The organism is Pontibacter virosus (assembly GCF_003096355.1).
Classification (GTDB): Bacteria; Bacteroidota; Bacteroidia; order Cytophagales; family Hymenobacteraceae; genus Pontibacter; species Pontibacter virosus.
Map to the genome: position 1 here is coordinate 114,988 of NZ_QEKI01000012.1, position 24,389 is coordinate 139,376.

At 51.0% G+C, this 24,389-nt stretch carries 14 protein-coding genes; 2 read left to right on the top strand and 12 right to left on the bottom strand.

Going from position 1 to position 24,389, the window contains the following annotated elements:
• Positions 1-9 precede the first annotated feature (9 nt).
• From C8E01_RS16145 to C8E01_RS16160, 4 genes are all read right to left on the bottom strand, one after another.
• Positions 10-3,252 carry a SusC/RagA family TonB-linked outer membrane protein gene (locus C8E01_RS16145; RefSeq protein WP_243409634.1) on the bottom strand — a complete coding sequence of 1,081 codons (3,243 nt, stop codon included), beginning with the start codon at positions 3,250-3,252 and terminating at the stop codon, positions 10-12.
• Positions 3,253-4,170: 918 nt separating this feature from the next.
• The gene (feoB, locus tag C8E01_RS16150) at positions 4,171-6,324 is read right to left on the bottom strand and encodes a ferrous iron transport protein B (RefSeq protein WP_116544490.1); all 2,154 of its coding nucleotides are present in this window, start codon (positions 6,322-6,324) and stop codon (positions 4,171-4,173) included.
• Between the two features lie 11 nt (positions 6,325-6,335).
• Positions 6,336-6,584 carry a FeoA family protein gene (locus tag C8E01_RS16155; protein WP_116544512.1) on the bottom strand — a complete coding sequence of 83 codons (249 nt, stop codon included), beginning with the start codon at positions 6,582-6,584 and terminating at the stop codon, positions 6,336-6,338.
• Positions 6,585-7,181: 597 nt separating this feature from the next.
• On the bottom strand, positions 7,182-9,632 hold the full coding sequence (locus tag C8E01_RS16160; protein ID WP_116544491.1) for a bifunctional UDP-N-acetylmuramoyl-tripeptide:D-alanyl-D-alanine ligase/alanine racemase: 2,451 nt from the start codon (positions 9,630-9,632) through the stop codon (positions 7,182-7,184).
• Positions 9,633-9,795: 163 nt separating this feature from the next.
• On the opposite strand from C8E01_RS16160, the gene C8E01_RS16165 reads away from it, so the two are divergent.
• The gene (locus C8E01_RS16165; RefSeq protein ID WP_116544492.1) at positions 9,796-10,746 is read left to right on the top strand and encodes an EamA family transporter; all 951 of its coding nucleotides are present in this window, start codon (positions 9,796-9,798) and stop codon (positions 10,744-10,746) included.
• Positions 10,747-10,865: 119 nt separating this feature from the next.
• On the opposite strand, the gene C8E01_RS16170 is transcribed toward C8E01_RS16165, so the two are convergent.
• From C8E01_RS16170 to C8E01_RS16180, 3 genes are all read right to left on the bottom strand, one after another.
• The gene (locus C8E01_RS16170) at positions 10,866-11,180 is read right to left on the bottom strand and encodes a hypothetical protein (RefSeq protein WP_116544493.1); all 315 of its coding nucleotides are present in this window, start codon (positions 11,178-11,180) and stop codon (positions 10,866-10,868) included.
• Between the two features lie 88 nt (positions 11,181-11,268).
• A complete protein-coding gene (locus tag C8E01_RS16175; protein WP_165820669.1) occupies positions 11,269-13,854 on the bottom strand; it encodes a DUF5686 and carboxypeptidase regulatory-like domain-containing protein in 2,586 nt (861 codons plus the stop codon).
• A gap of 202 nt (positions 13,855-14,056) precedes the next feature.
• Positions 14,057-14,938, bottom strand: coding sequence for a DMT family transporter (locus tag C8E01_RS16180; RefSeq protein ID WP_116544494.1), 882 nt, complete (start codon positions 14,936-14,938; stop codon positions 14,057-14,059).
• A gap of 146 nt (positions 14,939-15,084) precedes the next feature.
• Here C8E01_RS16180 and C8E01_RS16185 point away from each other — a divergent pair, with 146 nt between their 5' ends.
• A complete protein-coding gene (locus tag C8E01_RS16185) occupies positions 15,085-15,567 on the top strand; it encodes a regulatory protein RecX (RefSeq protein ID WP_116544495.1) in 483 nt (160 codons plus the stop codon).
• Between the two features lie 393 nt (positions 15,568-15,960).
• Here the strand turns inward: C8E01_RS16185 and C8E01_RS16190 are convergent, their stop codons facing one another.
• The 5 genes from C8E01_RS16190 to C8E01_RS16210 form a co-directional block, all read right to left on the bottom strand.
• Positions 15,961-16,590 (bottom strand): DUF4230 domain-containing protein, encoded by a 630-nt coding sequence (locus C8E01_RS16190; protein ID WP_116544496.1) that lies wholly within the window; start codon positions 16,588-16,590, stop codon positions 15,961-15,963.
• A 68-nt stretch (positions 16,591-16,658) separates the two neighbouring features.
• Positions 16,659-17,558 carry a 1-aminocyclopropane-1-carboxylate deaminase/D-cysteine desulfhydrase gene (locus C8E01_RS16195; protein ID WP_116544497.1) on the bottom strand — a complete coding sequence of 300 codons (900 nt, stop codon included), beginning with the start codon at positions 17,556-17,558 and terminating at the stop codon, positions 16,659-16,661.
• Positions 17,559-17,603: 45 nt separating this feature from the next.
• Entirely contained in the window at positions 17,604-20,048 is a 2,445-nt protein-coding gene (locus C8E01_RS16200; RefSeq protein ID WP_165820670.1) for a YfhO family protein, read from the bottom strand.
• 42 nt (positions 20,049-20,090) lie between these two features.
• Entirely contained in the window at positions 20,091-20,363 is a 273-nt protein-coding gene (locus C8E01_RS16205; RefSeq protein ID WP_116544498.1) for a DUF4834 family protein, read from the bottom strand.
• A gap of 406 nt (positions 20,364-20,769) precedes the next feature.
• The gene (locus tag C8E01_RS16210) at positions 20,770-23,907 is read right to left on the bottom strand and encodes an efflux RND transporter permease subunit (RefSeq protein WP_116544499.1); all 3,138 of its coding nucleotides are present in this window, start codon (positions 23,905-23,907) and stop codon (positions 20,770-20,772) included.
• Positions 23,908-24,389: the final 482 nt, after the last annotated feature.

Sequence of the window (24,389 nt, forward strand, 5' to 3'; positions counted from 1 at the left end):
TATTCTTAATTAAAATCTTGCTCTTACGTTAAAGCCCACATTACGCATCGTAGGGTAGGCACCACTTTGGTAACCCAGTGACAGGGTACCAGCGCTCAATCCTTCTTCTGGGTCAGAGTATGGCGTGTTCTTGTGGAAGATGTACAGGTTACGGCCATAGATCGACAAGTCGATGCCCTGGAACACCTTGAATCTAGAAACCAGAGACTCTGGAAGTGAGAAGCCTAAAGTAGCCTCTCTCAGCTTCACGTAGCTGGCGTCATACACGTGCATTTCAGGCGGGTTGTTGTAACCCATAGCGTAGAATACTTCTACACGTCTGTCGTTTGGCGTACCGTCTTCTTTCACACCTGGCAGAATCATACCACCACTGTTTTCAGCGTAGCTGCCGTCTGCGTTTCTAACTATAGGGTTACGCACTGGGTTGCCCAGGTCGTTTATGAAGGAAGTGTTGTCCGGAATACCTGTGTACTGGCCATAGGCCTGGTCAAGTGAGAACACGTCGCCACCTTTTTTCACATCGATCAGGAAGCCAAACGAAACACCTTTGTAACGGAACGTGTTAGACACGCCACCAATCCAGTCAGGGTTGATGTCGCCAATGTTGGTGTTGGCGTTTCTGTTCGACATGTATAGGCCGTTAGCACCTACTACACGCTGGCCGTTGTCGTTGTATACAAAGCCTGCACCTCTCATGATACCGAACGGCTCACCTTCAGCTGCGTTAAGCGACACACCACCCTGGAAGGCAGCGATCTGGTAGTTTGTAATAGGACCCAGGTCCACTACTTCACTTCTGTTTCTTGTCCAGTTGGCATTGATTGTCCAGGAGAAGTCATCTGTTTTGATTGGAGAACCGAAGGCACTCACTTCAAAACCTTTGTTTACCACCTCACCGGCGTTAATCCACTGGGCATTGAAACCAGTTGCTCTTGAAAGCGGAACGTTCAGGATCTGGTCAACGCTGCTTGCGTTGTAGTAAGTCACGTCAAAACCGGTACGACCGTCCATGAACGTCAACTCAAGACCAAGTTCCCAGCTTTTCGTACGCTCTGGCTTCAGGTCAGGGTTGTTTCTGGTACCGTTAACAGATGCCAACGAAGTAGAACCGAACGGAGCCAACAGGTTGTAAGTGTCATACACGCTCAGCGGAATTGCCATGTTACCTACCTCAGCATAGTTCGCTCTGATTTTACCATAAGTAAACCAGTAAGTTGGCTCCATTAATTCAGAGAACACAAAGCTACCAGAAATAGATGGGTAGAAGTAGTTTCTGTTGGCAGGAGGAAGCGAAGAAGACTGGTCAACACGAGAAGCTACGTCCAGGAAAGCCAGGTCTCTGTAACCCAGTGTAGCACTTGCGAAGTAACCGTTTACGCGAAGACGCGTGTCTTGCTCCACCGGAGGGCCGAGCGGGTTGCGTGAGTTAGAAAGCGAGTACAGGCGAGGCACAACCAGACCACCATTCGTAGCAGAACGGATCATAGAAGTCTTGGTGTCGCGGATGTTGGTACCTACAGTAGCTTTGAAGTTGAAGTCTTCAGAGAAATCTCTGTCAATATTGGCCATCAAGTCGTAGTTAGCTTCGCTGAAACGACCATTGTGTCTGGTATAGCTCGATACACCAACCGAACCCACAGCATAGCGCTCTTCACGGATCTCGTCATACGTATCAAGTGAGGCACGACCCATGATGTTCAACCAGTCTGTCAATTTGTAATCCAGGCGTACATAACCTAAGGCACGACGTCTGTTGTCTGAGTTGTAGTTCTCGTAACGCGTCCAGTATGGGTTGTCGAAGAACATTGGGCGAGGATCATTCCAGGCTCTTGGGTTCCAGGTTATGTTCTGGCGTGTATCCATGTAAGCACGCTCCTGCTCTTTCAGGTCTACGTCGATACCCCACCACTGTCTGAAGCCCTGGTTCGGGTTCAGGCCACTGTAACCAGTACCGTAACGGCCAAGACCATCAGTTTCAGTATAGTTTAACGAAGTAGTGGCTGTCAATCTGTCAACCAGGTCATAAGAAGTAGAGAAGTTAATGAAGTTCTTCGTTACGTTCGAGTTTGGCAGCATACCGTCGTTGCTATTGCGACCATAGTTCACTTTGAAAAAGCCTTTGTCGCTGGTACCGTCAATGGCGATGCTGTGTGATGTACCGTAAGTGTTTTCGAAGAAAGTAGTCGGGTCGTTAGCTCCTGCTACCCATGGGGTAGGACGTCCAAAGTTTGGAGATGTAGGGTCGAATGAATCCCAGTTCCAAACAAGCAGGTTCGGATCAAAACGTGGGCCGGCAGAACCGTCTTCGTTCAATACAACCACACGCTCCGGAGTTCCGTCACCGTTTACGTCATTGGCGTAGAAACCAGGGTACTCCGTGCTATACACAGCACCCGGATAGCCTCTACCGTAATCCTTCTGGAAACGGGTGTAAGTGCTTTTATCCATAGTTCCCCAGTTAGCACCAGAGTTAATGGTAACACCAATTCCCTGGCGCTTAGAGCCTTTCTTGGTTGTGATCATCACAACACCGTTGGCAGCACGCGAACCGTAGAGCGCTGTTGCAGCGGCACCTTTCAGGATAGTGTAAGTCTCGATGTCATCCGGGTTGATGTCGGCTGCGGCGTTACCGTAGTCGTAACCACCACGACCTGTCGCCTGGTTAGCTGTGTTGTTGGTGGAGTTATCGATCGGCACACCGTCAATCACGAACAAGGCCTGGTTGTTACCGCCAATTGACTTGTTACCGCGGATAACCACGTTGGTAGAACCACCGAGGTTGTTATTCTGCGACACCTGCACACCAGCCACACGACCAGAAAGTGCATTGGTGAAGTTCTGCTGGCGCGTCTGGGCTACTTCCTCGCCACCAATTGTCTGGGCGGCATAAGGGAGTTCGTTTTTAGTACGCTCGATACCGAGAGCCGTAACCACTACCTCACCCAACTGGCGGGTGTCGGTTCCCATAGACACATTCACGGAAGCTGCGTTGCCGATAGGCCGCTCAATGGTCTGGTAACCTACGAAGCGGAAAACGAGGGTATTGCTGCCTTCAGGCACATTTACAGTATAGGTACCATCTGCTCCTGTGGCAGTACCCACTGTGGTGCCTTTCACCAGGACGGTAACCCCTGGCAGCGGCTGATTGGTAGTAGCGTCTGTCACCGTACCGGTGATCGCCCTGACTTGAGCCATGGCCTCGTGAATCAAGGCCGACACAAGCAGCAGGCATAGCATTAGAATTTTTTTCATTGCGCTGTTTGTTTAGGTAAGAATTAAATCAAAATAGTTAAGGTGTTATTTTGTTACTGCGTCGGCTAACCGCGTCAGTCTGTTTGTTTTGTATTGATTGTGAGCAAAGGCTCGCTCTTTCTATTGATCACCTCCTTCTTCTATCGATTTCCTTCGCTTCTGAGATTTGATACTGTTTGATACTGATTAGTGACACTGATAGAAAGGACCCTGTAGAATGTCTTTGCCCAGACTCACCTGAAATGCTGAAACCAACATTATGAGGGGGCATTAGTACGACCCTAAACAGAAAATCTTCTCCAACAAATCGTTGTATCAGATACCGAGAAAGCTAGATTATATTAAATTATTTGTCAAAATAAGTATACAACTATTGCAAGAGCAGACAACAAAAGCCTGACTACAGTAGTCTGATAACCTTAAAAGCAGGCTATGTTACTTCGAAAAATACTTAGGAGGCCGCTAGTTTGGCTGAAATTGGTAAGCGGCAGTGGGGTAAAAATAACTCTGAGAGTAGTAGAGGTCTTTTCATTGTTTTATTTGTTTAAGGTGAGAGATGCTCAATTTTAAAGAATGTTTTCGGCTTTCACAAATATTTAGCGCGTTTTTTGACCTCAAGAACAAATTCTGCCCACTTTCCGAGTGCCTTTTAGGTGGTTCATATAGGCGGAATTTGAACAAAACGGTAAAAGCTCCTCTTTATACGAGCAACTATTAGAAAAGATAAATTTATTCAATACTATAACAGAAAAATTAAATTTTTAAAACATAAGCTGAACAAAATCAAGATTTTAGCTTTCTTAGCCTCAGGTATAACCTCAGAATAAATTCTGCCTCAGCACCCCAGCCTTCCAGTACTAAATGCAAAAAGCCCGCTCCTGTCGGGAGCGGGCTTTTCAGATATGCTTAAACTTTGGCTTAACTCATCAGTTGGAAAACGGCAAAAGCGGATACATACGCCAGCCCCGTCATGTAGACCAGTTGCGCCAGTGGCCAAGTCCAGCTCTTCGTTTCGCGGCGCACAATGGCCAGCGTACTGATGCACTGCATAGCGAAGGCGTAGAAGATCAACAGCGAGAAAGCCCGGGCCGGCGTGAAGAACGGGTTGCCATCAGCGTCCTTCTCTGACATCAGCTTGTCTTTTATCGTGCTCACGTTTTCTTCTTCGCCTATACTGTAGATCATAGAGATCGTGCCTACAAACACCTCGCGGGCAGCAAAGGAGGTCAGCAGGGCTATACCTATCTTCCAGTCGTAGCCCAGTGGCCGGATGGCCGGCTCAATGGCCTGCCCGAATTTGCCCGCGTAGCTCGACTCCAGTTGATAGGAGGCGATCAGGTTATCGGTTTGCTCTTCGCCCAGGCCTTTCACTTCAGCCTCCGCTACGGCGCGCTCCTCGGCACGTTCAAAGCTGTCGCCGGGACCGTAGGAGGCCAGCACCCACAGGATAATGGAAACCGCCACAATGATCTTACCGGCCTCCAGCACGAAAGTCTTGGACTTCTCAAAAATGGTTAGGCCCACGTTTTTCCAGCGCGGCATGCGGTATACTGGAAACTCCATGATGAAGTAGCTGCGCTCACGGGCCTTCAACAGTACTTTGAGCAGTAGTGCCGAGAAGATGGCCGACAGGAAGCCCAACAGGTATAGGCCCATCAATACAATGCCCTGCAGGTTCATAAAGCCGAGGTAGTATACTTCCGGCACCACCAGGGCAATCAGCACCGTATACACCGGTATGCGGGCCGAGCAACTCATGAGCGGCGTCACGAAAATGGTAATCATGCGGTCTTTCCAGTTCTCGATCGTGCGCGCCGACATCACAGCCGGTACCGCACAGGCCACACCTGAAATAAGCGGCACCACACTTTTTCCGTTCAGACCGAATTTACGCATGATCTTGTCCATCATGAAAGTCACTCGGGCCATGTAGCCGGTTTCTTCCAGAATGGCGATAAAGGCAAAGAGTATGGCAATCTGCGGTATAAAAATCAGCACGCCGCCCAAACCGGCGATCACGCCTTCAGTGAGCAGGTTGATCAACGGCCCGCTAAAGTTCTCCTGAATAAGGCCATTCAGTGCGGCTATACCTTCGTCGATCAGGTCCATCGGGTAGCTGGCCCAGGCAAAGACCGCCTGGAACACCATGAAAAGCAGCGCCATAAAAATCAGGTAGCCGTAGACCCGGTGCGTCAGAATCTGGTCGAGCTTGTTGCTGAACTTCTCTTCTTCCTTCGCCTTTTCTACCCGCACCACATCGAGCAGCACCTCGTTGATGCGCACATAACGGGCGATGGTCTCGTTGGCCTGCTCTATGGTGGACCTGAATTCCTGTGCTTCCAGCAGCTGCGCCATCCATACTTTGTCCTCCTCCGACAAGAAACGCAGGTGCTTGTACTGGTGTGCGTAGTGCAGGGCCAGGTAATCGTTGCTCAACCTGAACCGCTCTTTTATTTGGTCTACCATTGGCCTGAGCTTGGCCGGCACCTCAAAGAATGAAACCTCGGTGGCTGTCAGCTGCTGCGAAACAAGGATTTTGAGCGCCGCTATACCTATGCCTTTGCGAGCATTCATCGGTATAACCGGTACACCCAGGTCGCGCTGCAACACTTCGATGTCGATCTTCACACCTTCGGTTTCTGCCACGTCCATCATGTTGAGAGCCAGGACAGCAGGTATGCGCAGGTCCGCCAGCTGTGTGAACAGCAGCAGGTTCCGCTTCAGGTTAGAAGCGTCAGCCGTTACGATTACCAGGTCAGGGCGCTGAGTAGAAGCCGGATCGTAAAGCAGGTCGATGATCACCCGCTCGTCGAGCGATTTGGGGTATAGACTGTAGCTGCCAGGCAGGTCAATGATCTGTGCCTTGAGCTGCGGCGTCAGCTGACTGATACCGGTCTTCTTGTCGACGGTAACACCCGGAAAGTTGCCCACCTTTTGGTTAAGGCCTGTGAGTTGGTTGAAAAGTGAAGTTTTACCCGAGTTCGGGTTGCCAATTAAAGCAATTCTGGCCACCGGGTGATGGACAGGTACTTTTTTGGCTTCCGGCGCTTCCGCCTCTATAGTAACAGCCATGTGGTAATAATCTACTTCAGCAGAATGGTTTCAGCTTCGTCTAAACGGAGTGAGAGCGTATAGTCGTTCACGATGATGGTGACAGGGTCTCCGAAGGGGGCTTTACTGTTCAGCTTCACCTCCGCACCAGGTATACAGCCCATCTCCAGCAGCTTGAGTGCCATTTCCGGGTCATTAAGGCTAGAAATCTCCCCGCTCTCTCCGATCTTCAGATCGCGCACACTTTTCTGTTCTTGTGATTCCTGTATCCTGTTACGCACGATTTCTCTTCTTTTATTTAGACTGTTTATAAACAACTGCAAGATACAAGCTGTTCCCCGGTATTGCAAAAGAATAGGACTTATGATTTGAAGATAGGAGGATTTGGGGATGAGAAAATTTAGAGATGTGAAAATGAATGTGCTGGCGGGGTAATGCACTGATGGCGAATTCAGGATCCGGACCTCTCAAATTTTAAGGGGCAATTGATTTGTGGTCTGACGGGCGTGGGCTTGTTGAGGCTGAGTTCTTGACCGGGTCACAGGGCCAGGTATAGGATGGCAGGTGCTTACAGGTATAGCATAGGTTCAGAACAGGCATCAATGACGTTTATTTAAGCATTCCGTTGTCATTTTGAGCACTAGTGAGAAATCTGAAATGTTGCCAAATTCTAGAGATGAACCAGATCTCTCCATTCTGTCGAGATGACAATTAAGGTCTACTACTCCTTAAGTTGACGGCATGGGTATAGGACAGGTATAGCCGTACCAGCTACAACCGAAAGCAGGCTTTTTAACCTGCAATACATCAATCTATCATAAATACTCCCATTCCATAATTAACCCGTTAGCACATTCCCACATTAGCACTTTACCGAATTACTCCGAAAAGAAGATACGCTTGACACGTGAGCTGACGTTGGTGAGCAGTTCGTAGGGGATGGTGCCAATGCGCTGCGCCAGCTCCACGAGTGTAAGCTGCGGGCCAAACACCGTCACTTCGTCGCGAACCTTGGCAGGTATACCGGTAACATCAACCATGCACATGTCCATGCACACGTTGCCGATGATCGGGGCACGCTGTCCTGCAATGATCACTTGCCCGGCTCCGTTACTGAAGCGACGGTCATAGCCGTCAGCGTAACCGATGGCGATGGTGGCGATGGTCTTGTCGGTGTCGGCTATACCTTTGCGGCTGTAGCCCACGGTTTCGCCTTGGCGGATGTGCTTGATTTGGGAGATGGTCGTTTTGAGCGTACTCACAGGTTGCAACGCCTCCTGCTCCGAGCCCGTAGACTCCACTCCGTACAAGCCTATACCTAGCCGCACCATGTCCAGCTGGTGCTCCGGGAAGCGCACGATGCCCGCCGAATTGAGAATATGCTTGAGCAAGGTATAGCCGAGGCGTTCTTCTGCTTCCGCAGCCAAAGCGGTGAAGTTTTGCAGCTGCATCCGCGAAAAATCGTCGTGTAGGGCTTCGTCGGCCCCGGCCAGGTGACTGAAAGCGCTCACCACCCGCACCTGCGGATGCTCCCTTAATAAGGAGAAAAGCTCGTCGAAGTCTTCTTCTGTAAAGCCAAGACGGTGCATGCCGGTATCGAGCTTCAGGTGAATCTTGTAGCTGATATCAGGCTGGGCAGTTGCCAGAAAATCGCGGAGTAGTTCCAACGAGTAAATCTCAGGCTCGAGGCTGTACTGATGCAGTTTGGCCAAGCTGTCCGGCGACGGGTTCATGACCATAATCGGGAGCGTGATGCCGTGCTCGCGCAGGCTCACGCCTTCGTCCACGTAAGCCACTGCCAGGTAGTCTACCCGATGGAACTGCAAGAGGTTCGCTACCTCGAAGCTGCCGCTGCCGTAGGCGAAGGCTTTTACCATCACCATCAGCTTGGTACCCGATGCCAATTTAGAGCGGTAATAATTGAGGTTGTGCACCAGCGCATCCAGGTTCACCTCCAGCACCGTGCCGTGCACCTTCTGCTGAAAAGCCTGCACGATCTTTTCGAAACCGAACACGCGCGCGCCCTTCACCAGCACCAGCTCGTTACGGAACTGTTCAGAACTGAACTGCTGCAGGAACTCGGCAGTGCTGGCAAAAAAGGTTGTTTCGCAGCTAAACTTAGCGCCATGCGCCTGTATGGTCGGCCCTATCCCGACCAGGCGCTCCACCTGATGGGCTTTGGTCAGGGCAGCTACTTCGCTATAGAGTTTCTCCTCCGCCATACCCGACTCCAGCAGATCAGAAAGTATAAGCGTACGCCTTCCCCGCTTCGGCTGACTGGCCAAAAGATCAAGAGCGATGGAAAGGCCCGCGAGGTCGTTGTTGTAGGTGTCGTCGATCAGGTAACAGCCGTTGATGGCTTCTTTCATTTCGAGGCGCATGGCCACGGGCTGCAGCCGGTCCAGGCGATCCTGAATGGCTGTCAGGTCGGTTCCGCGTTGCAGCAGCACCGCCAGGCAGTGCAGGGCATTTTCCACCGAAGCATCGTCTGTGAAAGGGATGGCCAGGCTGTGCTGCTCACCCCGGAAGGTATAGCCCACAATGGTCTTGTGACCGGAGATGCTGCTATTGCGAATCTCCACGTCTGCCTGCTGCCTGCGCGACCAGGTAAAGGAAAGTATACCCTGGCGCTGCACTGCTTCGTGTATCAGCTCATGGTCCAGGCAATAGAAGAGTAGCCCGACCTTACTGAACAGCTGCATTTTCTCCGCTACTTTCTGCCGATGGTCGGTAAAGCCCTCGTCGTGGGCGCTGCCAATGTTGGTGAACAGCCCGAGGGTTGGCTGTATGATATGCTGCAGCTTCTGCATCTCGCCGGGTTGCGATACACCTGCCTCGAACAGTCCGAAGGTATGGTTCTGATCCAGCTGCCACACCGAGAGCGGCACCCCGATCTGGGAATTGTAGCTGCGCGGGCTCTTCACAACCAGTTCCTCCGGACTCAATAGTTGCGCCAGCCACTCCTTCACGATGGTCTTGCCGTTGCTGCCCGTGATGCCCAACACAGGTATACGGCACTGTGCCCGATGCCACGCCGCCGCCACCTGCAAAGCCTCCAGGCTGCTGTGCACCTGCAGGATGTTAGCCTCCGGGTATAGCGGTGCCAATCCTGCCGCCTCTTCCACCACAAACTGCCGCACACCCAGCCTGTAGAGTTGCCCCAGGTATACGTGCCCGTCATTGTGGCGCCCCTTGATGGCAAAAAACAGCGTGCCCGCAGGCTGCGAGAGCTTGCGGCTATCGGTAAGCAGGTGCACCACGGAAGTGTCCTGCCCCTGCTGTACTACGGTGCCGCCTGTAATGGCTTGAAGCTGGGAAAAGGTGAGCATACAAATTAATTTAAAGCTCAAAGATAATGTTTCATGCGAAGGGTTGTGGTGCGCTGCAAAGAATTAAACAAGCCGGCAATAGATGTTGAAACTCATATACTGAGCACTATATAGCAGCATTTTCAAAATCAAAACAATACCTTTGCGCTCTTTTTAGTTTAAAATGGAAACGACGAATACCAAACCATATTACGCGGCAGGTATAGCGGCCTTCGTAATCTGGGGCTTCATCCCCTTCCCGCTCAAGGCCTTGGCCGACTACCCAAGCGGGCAGATACTTTTTTTTCGGGTGGCTTTGTCTGTCATCCTCCTGTTGCTTATTACAGTACTGTTCCGGCGGAAGAACCTGATGCAGACGATAATGCAGGTAAAGGCCTCCAAGCCGCGTGAGGCCCGTAAGTTCCTCCTCTATACCTTTCTAGGCGGCTCGCTGCTGACCATTAACTGGCTGACTTTCATTTATGTGATCAACCACATCAACATCCAGACCGGCTCTTTCTCGTACCTGCTCTGCCCGATCCTGACGGCGGTGCTGGGCTTTACCTTGCTCAAAGAAGAACTGCGGCCAAACCAGTGGGTGGCCATCGGGCTGAGTGCGCTGAGCTGCGTGCTGATCGGGACGGGCGAACTGACGAGCCTGTTGTTCAGTCTGCTGATTGCGCTGAGTTACGCCTTTTACCTGATCACGCAGCGCCTCCTCAAGGTATACGACAAGATCGTGCTACTCACACTTCAGCTAGTGCTCTCTTTTGTTTTCATCGCACCCTTTTACGAGCAGTTCAAAGGCAGCTCTGAGGTGGTGCTGGACGGACACTTCTTTTTAATGACAGGTATACTGAGCGCTGTTTTTACGGTGCTGCCGCTGTTCCTGAACCTCTATGCACTAAAAGAGCTCACTTCCGGCACCATCGGCATCCTGATGTACATAAACCCGATTCTCAACTTTGTGGTGGCGTTCCTGTACTTCAACGAAGAAACCACGGCGGTAAAGGTGGCGGCCTATGTGCTGATCTTTATCTCGGTGATCATCTACAACATCAACCTCAAAGGCCGCAAGAAAACGGGCGCCGGCCTGGTGATTCCGCCCGTGGGCACTACGGCAGTGGTAAAGTAGCTGCAAGCCATAAACAAGAGGCCATACCTGATCGCTTTCAGGTATGGCCTCTTGTTTGATTTGCCTGTTACTGTCCTTGCCTGCTTTTATCCGCAGCCAGGTTCAATTAGGTTGCGCTGTTAGGGCTGCTGATTGGGGTTCTTTTGTTGTTGCTGTTGCTTTTCCAATTCTACCCGCTGGCGGGCTACTGTATCTACGTTAGAAGGCAGGTTGCCAAAGCGGTCGGCCTGCTCGCCTGTTTCAGCTGTGTCTCCAATGGGGGCTGGGCGCGGCTTGGTCAGGTTTTGTGCGGACTCGCTCTTGTTTGTGATAGCTTCGGCGGTACTGGTATCATCTACCGGGTCAGACTGTGGTCGCTCGCCGCAGCTGGTACCCAATACCGCTACCAGCGCCAGCGCCAATCCTGTTATTAGTATATCTTTTAGCTTCTTCATGGTCGTGTATAAATGGTTATGAACTGTGCTTTTTTAACGGCCATCCTGTGTATTTGGTTATAAAACAGCACCCACCCGGCACTATACCTTAAAATCCAAACCCGAACCGTAGCCCGGTGTGCACTTTCTGCCGCTCCTGAAACGAGGTGAAGAAATCGACGCGCAGCACTTTGAAGATGTGCTCTATACCCAGGCCAAGTTCCAGATAGTTCTCCGACTCGCGCGTGTTTAGGTAATGCAAACTCACCACCTCCTGCCACTTGAGCTTGCGGAAGAGCGGGATTTTGTTGAAGAGAAAGCCGTTGAAGTGATGCTCGTAGTGCCCTTCCAGGTAGCGGCTGCTGGTGCTATACCTGTAGTAGTCGAGCAGCTGGAAGCCGGTATACACGCCCGCAAACACCGTTCGGTTGCCATTGAAGTGACGGTAGTCCATCAGCTGCATGTTCTCCTTGCCCCAAAAGGTGCCACCGGTAAAGCTAAACTCGCTGCTGCCCAGCAGGCCCAGGCTAAAGTCGTCGGAAATACGAAGCGCCAGGGTAGTATACCTCACATCGCCGCCTAGGGCCTTGATGCCGCCCCGGTAGCCCAGCGAGAAGGTAGGCCAGCGCGACCCGATGTTGATTTTGCGGTCGGGTCGGGAGATGTAGTTCATGCCCGGCCGGAAAGCGACAGTAAAGGCCGCCGTCAAGGCCTGGTGCGGATTGAAAGAGGCATCGGCCAGCTCGGCGTTCTCGGGCACATTGGAGGTGAAGCCGCCGCTGCTGCTTTCCCGGAAGGTATAGTCGGTGGAATTCTCCAGCTGCATGCGGTGACTGTAATCAAGCGAGGTAAGGATGGTAACGCCATTTAGTATCTCAGAGCGGTAGTTCACCCGGGCGTAGTCGCGCTGGTAAAGCTTGAGGTAGTTGCGCTGCAGCAGCAAGGTATAGACCGTGTTGGCAAACGGTGAGATCGGGTTGGTGGAGTTGATCTGGTCCACAAAGCGGCCCCCTTCCACCGAAATCATGCTCCGCTTGATGGGGTCGTAGGTATAGCCCACGCGCAGTTTGGCGTTAAGTTTCTCGTTGGCGAGTCCATAGCGAATGGTCGGTTCTATTTCGTAAAAGCGACGGTCCTCAAAATTTTGCCGGTACTCCATGCCCACGTTTAGCACGGTGCCCTCCACGGTGTTGTACTGCAGCACGCTCGGTCCGCCCGTCAGGCTCAGCAGCGGGTCGATCCGGAAAAAGCGCCGCTCGTAAGTGTTGTTGTACGTATAGCCGCGCGTAAAAAAGCTCCCGAAAGTAGGTTTGTTACGGATGCGGTCCACCGAGTCTTTGTATACCCTGGACTCGCGAATTTCCTCCAGGCTGTCTTTGCGCTGGTAGTCGGTTTGCTCCTCCTCGGTGAGCGGCACCGGCCGGATCTCAGCCCAGTAGGCCGAGTCGCGGGTATTGGCTTCTTTCTCCACAACCAGCACCTCACGGCTGAACAGCTTTTCGTCGTGTATGGCAGGTTGCTCCTCGGGTGTTGCCGATATAGGTTCGATCACCCGCGCCCGCTGCCGACGGGCGGGCTTCACTTCCACCGCCAAGGCATCTTCCACCACTTCCGACTCCGGCTCCACCACCGTTGGCGGACGGCTGTAGGCGGGCTGCACCTTATACCTGGAGTACACGCCTGTGGCATAACCGCCTCCTTTAAAGCCAAGCCCCGATGCCTCAAAAGTAAAGCGCTGCGACACCGGCATCCAGACATGGTCTTGCACCGGGGCGTATACCTGCCGCACTCTTATAAAATCGACGAAATCGATACCCGCGTTTTTAGTGAGGGTGAGATCCGTGCTGTGGATGCGCCAGGAGCCGTCCACGATGTAGATGTTCCCTTGAAACACCGGGTCGTTCTTGCGCCTGGGTATGACTTTGATCTTGTTGATCGTGCGCCCGTTTTCCTCGAAAGCGCCCTGGTACTCAAAGCGGTAAAAGAAGAGCGCGTTATTGGCCAGTGGCGACACAAAGCCCCGTTCGCTTAGCCCCTCCACCTTCAGCAGATTATCATAGAAGCTGATGTTCATCTCTGAGGCTTGGTTAAAGCTGAAGCCCTGTTTCTTGCCGCTCACTTTAGATGAGATGACGCGCTCGTTTACTTTGTTCGGTTTCTTGAAATGCAGCTCCGACACCGACTCCGACAGGTATACGATGCCCGTGTCCACATCCACCACCCGCACCCCCAGCACCTTGCCGGGCACTTTATCCATGCGGGCCACGCCTTTCATGTACACCCGGGCGCTCCAGGCATTCACTTCGTCGCGGTGGTACTTGCGCAGCCGGATGGCGTTGCGCATAATGCCGTAAGCCGGGTCTTCGTCGGCTGCCTTCACCACGACCTCTTTCAGGTTGAGTACTTCCGGCAGCAGCTGCACGTTCAGTTCCTGCGCGCCATCGCCGATCGTCACCGTTTCGATGCGGGCCCTGTACCCGACATACTTAAACTCCAGGGTATAAGTACCGGCGGGTAGCTGCAGTTGGAAATTGCCCTGATCGTTTGAGGCAGTGCCGCTGGCGGTTTCTTTGATGTAGATGCTGGCAAAGGGCAAGCCCTGGTTGTTCTCATCAGTGATGCGCCCGCGCAGGACACCCGCCATGGTGATAGCTGGCAGCAGGTATAGCAGGAAGAGTAGAAAAGCAGGGCGCATGTACGGGGCTCTTGTGTTGGATGTTCAGCTTTACAATTTAAGAACTAACGACAAAACGTGCCCTTCATGTTTAGCTTTTTCATAATTTAAGTCTGGAAAACTCTTCACAGGTATACGCTTTTTTTATCCCTATACCTCAGAAGTTGAACACGGTGCATGCGTCAAAATATGGCTAGCAGATGAAGACGGCTTCATCTGCGCGCTAAACCTTAGGCAGCTTCGTTTCGTGGGCGTCGATCTCGCGCTGAGACAGTCGGTTTTTGTAGCGCACGTTCAGCACTACCCCTACCAGCACAAGTCCCATACCTACATAGGTGGCCAGCTCAAAGTGCTCGTCGAACAGGATAAAGCCCAGCGATAGCGCGTAGATGATGCCGATGAAGTTGAGGTTCGCTACTTTCGAGATTTCCTCGGCCTGATACGACATGGTCATGTAATACTGCCCGAGCTGTGTGAGCACACCCACCAGCAACAGTATACCCCAGTCCCACCCTTCGGGCTGCACCCAATTGAAAATGGAGTAAATGCCTGATATAGGCAGCGCCACCAGCGGGAAATAAAACACGATCACCAGTGGATGCTCCCGCACATTGAGGCGACGAATGAAGTTATAAGCTAACCCTGAGAAAACCGCACTCAGTACCCCCAGCCACACATAAAAAGAGTCGGCACTGGTATCAAAGCCCTCGATAACCAGAATACCTGCAAACGAAACAGCAAAAAACACCCACTGCCAGGGCTTCACTTTCTCTTTCACGATGAAGATGCCCATGATCGTGGTGAAAATGGGCGACAGGTATTGCAGGGTAGCCGCAGTGGCGAGCGGTATATTCTGCAGCGTATTAAAGAACAGCATCAGCGCCACGGCCCCAGCCGCCCCGCGGGCGATCAGGAGGCCGTAGTTACTCCCCCATACCCTCACCCGCTTACTGCGCAACACCACATAGCTCATCACCAGCGACACCACCGAGCGGAACAAAATCACCTCAATAGCAGGTATATGCGGCACCATCTTTACGCACACATTCATGAGCGAAAAGAACAGGGTGGACAGCAGCATGTACCTGACTCCTTTTGAAAACATATTCGAAATTACTATTGCAACCACAAAGGTGCGGGTAATTCAATTTAATTGTTGATTTAATTGCGGTATTGCTAACTTGTTTTTACTTAAAATAGCGCAACTCTTGCAGGCCCAAACTTGTTTTAAACAGGAGCAACACGAACGATTTGGAACGACAGAAAAAACAGAAAACCTATACCCCCAAAGAAGCCCTGATCAAGGCGGCAGCTTACTGTGCCTACCAGGAGCGAACCCAGCAGGAGGTGCGCACCAAACTCTATACCTACGGACTTGAACCTGATGATGTAGAGGAAATTATTGTGCGCCTCGGGCAGGAGAAAATGCTGGATGAGGAACGCTACGCCCAGGCTTATGTGCGCGGCAAGTATGGCCTCAAGAAATGGGGTCGCCGCAAGATCGTGCAGGGCCTCAAAGCCAAAGGCATCTCGGACTACTGCATTAAGCAGGGCTTGAAAGAGATTGACTTTGAGGTATACGATCAGAACCTGCAGCAACTCCTGGAGAAAAAAAACGCCTCCGAAAAAGAAAAGAACCCCTTTGCCCGCCGCCAGAAGCTAACTTATTACCTGGTCAGCAAAGGCTATGAAAGTGATTTGGTGCAGGATGCGATAAAGAAGCTGGAGAGTTGAGGAATTTAGAAAGGTATAAACTGTAGGGACAGGTCGCGACCTGTCCGAATCGTGCACGAAAGATTTCGCCTAGTGGCAGAAAGGAATGCTGTCAACTTCAGAAATAGTGAGCCGAAACTGTCATCTCAAAAAAATTGAGAGAGCTGGAATATTTCAGTACCTTAACTACATTCCTGATTTCTCCCAAAAGAGGGCCCCTACCCCCAGGTCGAAATGACAGAAAAATGTCTATTTGGCGTCATAGGGACAGGAGTGGTTAGAGCTGGTAGAGTAAAAAATAACTAAAAGGCTTATACCTGTATTATATAGGAATTGCGGGAATCCCCCTCTCGAGAGCGGTGGGTTAATCGTGCACCCAACAATTTAACCATCAACAATTTAACAATCCAATCATCACCTCCTCTTCGGCATTTCCGGATTCTGGATACGCCGCTGTGGCACCAGCACCACTTTTCGACCAGTCACTTCCTCTAAAATAGGCTTGAGTACCTTCTCGGCGTTTACCTGCGTCTGGCGCAGGATGCCGGCGTTGATGGCCGCTTCTTTCACGTTGGACTCGGCGTAGCGGTAGCTTTCCTGCACCAGGTCGGCATCCTGGAAGTAGGTGTTCTCCTTTGAGAAGACTTTGGACTTGCTGTGGTCTATCTTGTAGTAGCAGAGCTCTGGCTCCGGCAGACTGATCTGCACCAGCGAGTCGCCCTGAAAAAGAATGTCTTGCTCGGTCAGCTTCGTAAAATCAATACAGCCCACAGCTTCTCCCGTCACGATCAATACTACTTTAGAATTTGGCACCCAGCGCGACACGTTCTTCTCGTATTCCACTACATCTTTGAAATTATAGCGCACCAGCTCCATCTTTCCGAGCTCTTCCACAGTGGTCAGGATGGTGTTGTAATTCACGATGACTTCAGGTTGTTTCTCGTCGGGGCCGAAGGTGTCTTTCACTTGTCGCCAGACATACCAGCCTACCAGCAGCAACAGGATGAAGGGCAGCAGGCGGAACAAAAGTCGGATGAGGGGCATGAGCAGGTTTATGTCGATTGTGTTAACTACGGTCTACACAGCAATTTTGGTGCTAAAGTTCAAATCAGCTACAGCGCTATACCTAGCCTTTCCTCAAAACCAGCATTGCCCTGCAGCCCGCCGGTATGCACTGCCACTATACGACTGCCTCGCGGGAAGTAGCCTTTTTGGATCAGATCAACCAGGCCGTAGAACATTTTGCCGGTATAGACCGGCTCCAACGGCAAGCTATGCTCCTGCTGAAAGCTGCGTATAAAGTCCAGCAATTCCAGTTTTACCTTGGCGTAGCCGCCGAAGTGGTAATCAGTGATCAGCTGCCAGTTGTGGTAGTGCTGGCCGTTATACCTATCGACCAGTTGTTCAATCTCCTCACGAAGGAATTCTCCTCCCTTCAAAGCCGGAAAGCCAAGCACTTGTTTTTCTCCTCCAAGTCCGGCAATAATACCTGCCAGAGTACCGCCCGTGCCGCTTGCACAACAGATGTAGTCATAGTCGATCGGGATGTCTGACACAATTTCAGTGCAGCCTTTTACGGCTAGGGCATTAGTACCGCCTTCAGGTATGATGTAAGGATCTCCGAACTGCCCGGCCAGTTGAGTTAGGTATACCGGATCGGACTTCTGCCGGTAAGCCTCGCGGGAGATATAGTACAGTTCCATACCTGCCGATGCGGCGAAGCTGAGTGTCGGGTTGAGCGGCAGGTGCTTCTCTCCCCGGATGATGCCGATGGTTTTGAAATCGAACTCCTGCCCCGCCGCTGCTACTGCCGCGATGTGGTTGGAGTAGGCCCCGCCAAAAGTCAGCAGTGTGTCGTGCTGAAGCCGCTTGGCCTCCTGCAGGTTATACTTGAGTTTGCGCCACTTATTGCCCGAAATGGTCGGGTGAAGCAAATCCTCGCGCTTGACCCAAAGCGCTATACCTTGCGCCTCCCATACCTTGCTGTGTAGCTGTTGCAGCGGTGCTTCCATGTGCTTTAAAACAAAGGCCCCGATCTGTTCAACCGGGGCCTCAATTTATACGATCACTTCTTTATCTACTTCTACAGGCTTGCGGCGCATCCCATAAAAGATAGCACCACCGATGACTACGAGCAGCAAAATGGATGAGATCAATGAGATGGTATTGCCCAAGGTATAAGAGCTCGGCTCGAACTTAAATTCGATAGTATGCTGACCAGCCGGCACTTCCATGGCACGCAGAATGTAGTTCACCCGGATATGGTCCACAGGCTGTCCGTTCAGGTAAGCCTGCCAGCCATCTTCATAATATACCTCGGAGAACACTGCCAGACCGGCTTGCGCTGCATTTACGGTGTAGGTTAAGGCATTTGGCTGGTACTCGGTCAGCTCGATGGTAGAACCCTCGGCATTATAATTTGTAGCAGCTGTCTTAAACTTCGACACGTCCACTACTGCCGTAGTGCTGGCATCCAGCCCGTTCAGCGCTTCGATCTCTTCATCCGGGCTGTTTACCGTTTTTACTTCGCTCACAAACCAGGCATTGCCCAGGGCACCTGGCACACGCTGCACCGGCTGCTGTGGATCGCCCGTGATCACGTAACGGGTATTGAGCATGCGCAGTACCTCCAGGTTGTTCTGCACAATGTGACGGTCAATTACGTCCTGGTAGCGGCGCAGCTTGGCGCCATGGTAGCCACCCACTGACTTATGGAAATAAGAAGTACGGGCATCGTTAAACGGATTCGGCAGGTATAGCACACGGTAGTGCAGGTCTTTGTCCTGCAGGATCATCTGGTCGGCTTTGGTCGGCTGGAAATGGTTCTCTACGATACGCTTCTGAAAATCGCCATCGTTGAGGTAACGCTTGTTCACGCTCCACAGGTCCACCAGTATCAGCAGACCTATACCTGCCATGGCCATGGTGGCTGACAGTTTACCTTTCAAATAAAAGTATAGCAGACCAACCGACAAGGCTATGAAGACAAAGGAACGCAGGGCATCCGAGCGCATCATGCTTTCGCGGTCAGCCCGGATAGCGTCAACCGGGAAATAAGACTGCTGCAGCTGCGGATCCACAGTGCCGATAAAACTGGCTGAACCGGCAAACACCCATACCAGCAGACAGACACCGGCTGTGATACCTCCTGAAATCAGCAGTTTATTGTCTAGGTCTTTGATCTGACCACGATCACGGATAAGCTTGTAGAGCGCCAGTATACCTAGCAGTGGCATCGTGATTTGCGCAATGATCAAGGCAGACGATACCGCCCTGAACTTGTTGTAGCCAGGGAAGTAGTCGAACATGAAGTAGTTGAAGACCTCAAAGTTCTTACCCCAGGCCAGCACAATCGATAGGATGGTGGCGCCCAGCAGCCAAATGCGGGTAGGTTTGTGCACGATAAAAAGTCCCAGCACGAACAGGAAAACGATGATCGCGCCCACGTATACAGGACCGCTCGTCATCGGCTGTGGTCCCCAGTAGGTTGGCAAGCCCTGCTCGAGCGCCTGCTCTGCCTGCACCGGCGGCATTCCCAGACCCAGCAGCGCCTGGTAGCTTTCCGAGTCTTTGTCAAGCCGGGTGTTGTTGCTGCTTCCTCCATAAAAATCAGGTATAAGCAGCGTGATGGTTTCGCCTACGCCATAGCTCCAGCTAAAGGCATAATCGCGGTCGAGGCCACTGGAAGTTTTATCGCCGCTGTTGGCCACGCTCAGCTCCGACTTGCCACGGATACTGTGCTGGCTGTACTCGGCCACAGTATAGAGTCTGCCGAAGTTAACGCCCACAGCCAACACAGCCGCCACTGCTAGTATCAAGCCACGCTTAATCAGGTCAGCTATTCTGCCCTCTCTCACGGCATAGATCAACTCCACCACCATCCATACCAGCACCATCAGGAGCATGTAGTAGGTCATCTGGAGGTGGTTGAAATGCAGGTTGAGGGTGAGCCCCAGCGTAAAAATGGCAGCCCCTATCCAGACGTTTCGCCGGAGGGCATAGAACATACCGGCCAGCACCAGCGGAATGTAGGCAATGGTAAGAGACTTGGTATTGTGACCCGCCTCCAGAATAATGAAGTTGTAGGATGTGAAGGCAATGGCGATGGCGCCGATGATCGACACCCAGGTATTGAGCCGCAAGGTGACCAGTAGAATGTAGGCACAGAGCAGCGTAATGAAGATATTGCCCGCCATGGCCGGCATGTTGAAGGTCAGGATGCTATGGATGTAGCCCGAAAGGTCGCCTGAGTAGCGGGTGTTGATCAGGTAGGAAGGCATGCCGCTGAACATGGAGTTTGTCCAGAGGGTTTCTTCGCCAGTAGCCTCGCGGTAGTCTTGTATCTCTTTGGCGCCGCCCTTAAACTGCAGGATGTCGTGCTGGGCCATCGCCTTGCCCTCAAACAGGACAGGAGCGAAGTATACGGCGGTAAGAAGAAGGAAAATCAGAACCGCGATGAGGTGCGGAAGCACATCGCGCTTAAAGTCAATAGAAGCTGTCATATCTTTCAGGAAACCTCAGAATAGAGCTGAAAGATAGGACTTTTATTTTATTTCTTCATAATCGACATATTGCCCTCCATTGAAATCCTTACGGTCGGGCTGCTCCGGTATGTAGTCGATCTTGACGCCTCCTTGCTGACGGCCGTTGTTGCTGGCGCGCGGCTCAGGCTGCGGTTGGTTCATATTGCTATAGAAAAAAGTGCCGTTGCGTAGGCTCTTCTTCACGAAAAAGGCCAGTAACCAGCGGAACAGGAAAGGAGCCACCAGCCGGATAAAAAAGATAACGAGTAGGGTTATGAATATGAATTTGATCATGATAGTCGGTTAAGGTATAGCCAGCACAAAGCGGCCGTCTATTAGTTAACAAAAACAGTACCTGTTCAGATACAATTCCCCTGCCAAAAAGTTTTTGCTGCCATTTCGGCGGGGCTTATGCAAAGATAGGAATTTGCAGGGAGGCTTGAAAGTAAGGTATTGCGCTTACATGATAACCCTCGCTCGCCAGAGGCGAGCGAGGGTTATCATGCGGACTCTGGCCGCTGTTGTGAATATGTCTGAATCAGGATTTACAAGATTTTAGGATTTACAGGATTTTCGCAGTTACCGGGTCCTCCCAACTCTTCCCATTATAGAGAAGAATTTTCAGTTTATAAGCAGCGACTTACTACACGCTCAGGTATAAGTCACGGTTGGAGTATATCTTCACAAAGTAGCTAATAAGCTACGCAAAATTTACTTGCTTTTCCGGGGGCATTAACCACACGGGCAAACACACAAACACAGCTATAAGCGAAAAGAGAAAACCACCTATCGCCCCTACGGCAAAGGAAAACCAGAACACTTCCTGCTGCCCATCTATAAGAAAAGGCACTAGCCCAAGTACCGTTGAGGTAACCGTAAGGCAGACAGGCAAGGCCTTATGTGTAACAGCTTTAAGGACAGCCCGACTACTGCTTCGGGTGCTTTTAAGATTATTCAGATCGTTGATAATGAAAATTGCAGCATTTACGCCTACTCCACCCAGCAGTATAAAGGCTGCATAGCCACCTTGGTCGAAAGAGAAATTAAAAAGACTAAAGACAAGGAACAGCCCTATAAATGAAACAGGTACAGTAAGCATAATAAAAAAAGGCTGCCGCAAACTCTCAAACAGGATGGCGCATACAAAAAAGATTCCGAGCACCATTACCGCCAGCGCGCCGTACTGCTTCCCTGCTTCTTTGTTTACATTCTTAAAAAGCGATGTGGCTTCGGCTGTGTATCCAGGCTTCATTTCCTGCCTTGCCTGTGCCAGTACTTCATCCAGAAACTGCGCGCCATACTTGTAGTTACCAAAGTAAGTAAAGCTGAGGTTACGGATATACTGCCGATCCTTTTTATGAATGGCATTGGCGCTTTTTTCGAATGACAGCTTACCAAGCGTGCCGATCTGCATGCCAGGCTTACCATCCTCCCGCCTGAAACTACCATGGAGTAATTGGTACACCGATAACTGCTCCGCATCCTGCTCCCGCAGAGACACGGGCATCAGCTCGTTCTGGTAAAGCAGGTACATGGCAGGGGCCATTGGTTTTGCGTGCGCTCTCAATGCCTCCGTCACCTCACTCGAGTTTAGCTTTGCCAGGTTTAGCTGCGCATTATCAAACTGAAATACATATTCTTCTGTAGCCTGCTCTCCCCACAAAGCAACAGCATTAGTATTTATATCCCGCACACGTGTATTCTCAGCCAGCTTGGCGGCCAGTTGTTCAGCCTGCCGCTCTAACTCACTGTAGTTATAGCCACGCAGTTCGGCCAGTAACGCAGGCGTACTACTGCCACCTGCCCCGCTCGAAAAGCCTCTTCCCACACCGTAAATTTGCCAGTTAGCGCCGCCCCAGTTCATGAACTGTGCAATAAGCTGGCTTCGCAGGGTGTATGGCAGACCTGCCCGTTCAGAAATAGGGTCAAAAGTTATTTGTAGGGTGGCGCTTTGTCCGCTCTGCACCTGCGTTACGTATTGCTCCAACCCTGCTACCGAAGCCAGATATTGCTCCACTGTTCGCACAGCTTCGTTCATCTGGGTAAGTGTGGCACCGTGGGGCATGGTGGCATGCAGGTGCAGTACCGTTTTCTCAGGCGTGCGGAAACTAGCCTTGTCGTATACCTCCTGCACAAAAGGACGAAGCGCACCGCCCAAGGCCACATCAGCATAATGTTTAACCTGTTGCTGATATAGCTCACTGCCAATGGTGCTGTTATACCAACCCCACCCCTCCACAGAAGCAGGCAGCATAAAAACAGGGAGGCCAAAAAACAAAACTACTGTGGTTGTAAAAGCAATGCGGTAACGCGCCAGAAACTGAATAAAGGAACCATAATATTGCCACAGCCATACTTGATTTCTGAGTCTTCGGTACTGTTGTCGGCCTTTTTGTTTTGACTGTTGCTTTGGGCTTAAAAGCTTGTAAGCTGCGGGTGTATAGAACCATGCCACCACTAACGACACCGCCAGCATGGCCATCATAATCTGGGCAAACTCCCTCAGGTTAAGTTGTTGCTCCTCTGGCAGTACATATACTACCAACAAAGCACATAGGCTGGTGAGCGTGGCCCCCACCAGGGCAGCAAATATTTTACGGTTGCCGCGGCGGTGCAGGTGGTCCAGCATGATAATGGCAGAGTCTACCACGAGTCCAAATGACACCGTAACGCCAGCCAGGGTATACAGGTGAATACCGATGCCAAGACTCCAGGCGCACAATGCGCCCAGGCAGAGATTTACGACCAGCCCCGAGAAGAGTACCGACAGGTAGCGCCAATCGCGGTGAAGCAGAAAAACGAACAGTACCAGCACCAACAGCGAGAGCCCTGTGCGCACGTATACCTTGTGCAGTTCCTGCCGCAGGAAAGCGGTATCGTCGTATTGTTGTTGCACGGTAAAGGCCGCTGGCAGCAGCTGTCGCAGCGCCGTCATCTCTTTCTCCACATCATTTGCCAGCTGCATATTGTTCTGCCCAGGCTGTGCATACACTGTTACAGCAACCGTATTCAGGCCATTCACTCTGAAATAACGCTGCGGCTCCTGCTCCTCTATACCTACGGTAGCTACATCACGCAGCAGCACGGCAGCACCATTGGCTGTATAAGCAACAGGCAGTTCCTTTAGTTGTGTGATGCTCTCTAATGCATTGCTGGCCATCACAGATAGTCGCTGCCCCTTTGCGTCAGTCACAGACCCCAGGTATACGGCCTGCGACTCCTGCCCTACCCGCTCCAATATCTCTTCGCGCTTCAGACCATATCGGATCAGGCGCTCCTGGTTAAAGATTATACTCAGCTGCAGCGGCTCTGCTCCTGTCACCGTGACCTGCTCCACGCCTTGTAATTGCGATAACCTTGGTTGTAGCACTTCTGCTGCAACTTTTTGAATATGACTGGCAGCCAACGGAGCATTTACATTATAGATAAGCAGCGGCATGGCTTTTACAGAGCTCACCTGCCCTGGACTAATAGCAGGATAGTTGACAGTGGCGGGCAATGTGAGGTATACCTGCCGCAACAGCGCCGCCAATTCAAACCGTTTCAGGTCCATGTCTTCGTGCCTGCCGAAGCTAAGCGTAATATGCCCCTGATTGTAATTTGAAATGGACTCTATCTCCTTTAGCCCCTGCAACTGCGAAAAAGCATTCTCCAGTACCGATGTAACGGCCTCTTCCACCACGGCGGGCGGCGCATCGGGATAGGCATAGCGCACCGTTAAGCTCGGCAGGCTGTGTGTGGGGTTAAGGTCTATGGACAGCCTCGGCACCAGCGCAAGCCCTAGCAGACTCACAGCTACAAAAAGTATAACAGTTCTGAAAGGTGTTAGAAACTTCATCCCTACAACAGCGCAATATTTATTTAATTCTTTAATGATAGTTGATAATGTATTTCAGCTATCTCAGAGCGGATAAATCAGTTTATTGTAGCACATTAAGCGTTATACATTATTTTTCAATAAAGGTAAAACTAAAAAATTAGTTTTACCTTTATTGAAAAATTTATTGCCTTTATTGTTACATAACATTAAATCAAGAATAAAAAATCAAAGCAGAAAGCTCAAAATCCTATTTGTATCTATAAAAATTTTAAATATTACTTAAATAATTAAATTTAAAATTGCTTTTTTAATAGTTACTTTTCTATATATTATTTCCTTCTATATTAGCTATTATTAAGTGACATTGAGTTTGTTGATCAACAAAAAATTTTTTTTCTAACCCTAAGAGGCTGTTTTGATTTGAATGAATAAAAAAGCAGGTGCCGGTTGTTTGAGTAAGAAAAGTTAGCAGACTTATGACTTACCCAAGTAGTTTAACC

Excerpts from the sequence above, each read along its gene's own strand:
- C8E01_RS16195 (WP_116544497.1), bottom strand. The coding sequence starts at position 17,558 with ATGGAAGCACCGCTGCAACAGCTACACAGCAAGGTATGGGAGGCGCAA.
- C8E01_RS16165 (WP_116544492.1), top strand. The coding sequence starts at position 9,796 with ATGGAAACGACGAATACCAAACCATATTACGCGGCAGGTATAGCGGCC.
- C8E01_RS16170 (WP_116544493.1), bottom strand. The coding sequence starts at position 11,180 with ATGAAGAAGCTAAAAGATATACTAATAACAGGATTGGCGCTGGCGCTG.
- C8E01_RS16200 (WP_165820670.1), bottom strand. The coding sequence starts at position 20,048 with ATGACAGCTTCTATTGACTTTAAGCGCGATGTGCTTCCGCACCTCATC.
- C8E01_RS16145 (WP_243409634.1), bottom strand. The coding sequence starts at position 3,252 with ATGAAAAAAATTCTAATGCTATGCCTGCTGCTTGTGTCGGCCTTGATT.
- C8E01_RS16210 (WP_116544499.1), bottom strand. The coding sequence starts at position 23,907 with ATGAAGTTTCTAACACCTTTCAGAACTGTTATACTTTTTGTAGCTGTG.
- C8E01_RS16180 (WP_116544494.1), bottom strand. The coding sequence starts at position 14,938 with ATGTTTTCAAAAGGAGTCAGGTACATGCTGCTGTCCACCCTGTTCTTT.
- C8E01_RS16175 (WP_165820669.1), bottom strand. The coding sequence starts at position 13,854 with ATGCGCCCTGCTTTTCTACTCTTCCTGCTATACCTGCTGCCAGCTATC.
- C8E01_RS16160 (WP_116544491.1), bottom strand. The coding sequence starts at position 9,632 with ATGCTCACCTTTTCCCAGCTTCAAGCCATTACAGGCGGCACCGTAGTA.
- C8E01_RS16190 (WP_116544496.1), bottom strand. The coding sequence starts at position 16,590 with ATGCCCCTCATCCGACTTTTGTTCCGCCTGCTGCCCTTCATCCTGTTG.
- feoB (WP_116544490.1), bottom strand. The coding sequence starts at position 6,324 with ATGGCTGTTACTATAGAGGCGGAAGCGCCGGAAGCCAAAAAAGTACCT.
- C8E01_RS16205 (WP_116544498.1), bottom strand. The coding sequence starts at position 20,363 with ATGATCAAATTCATATTCATAACCCTACTCGTTATCTTTTTTATCCGG.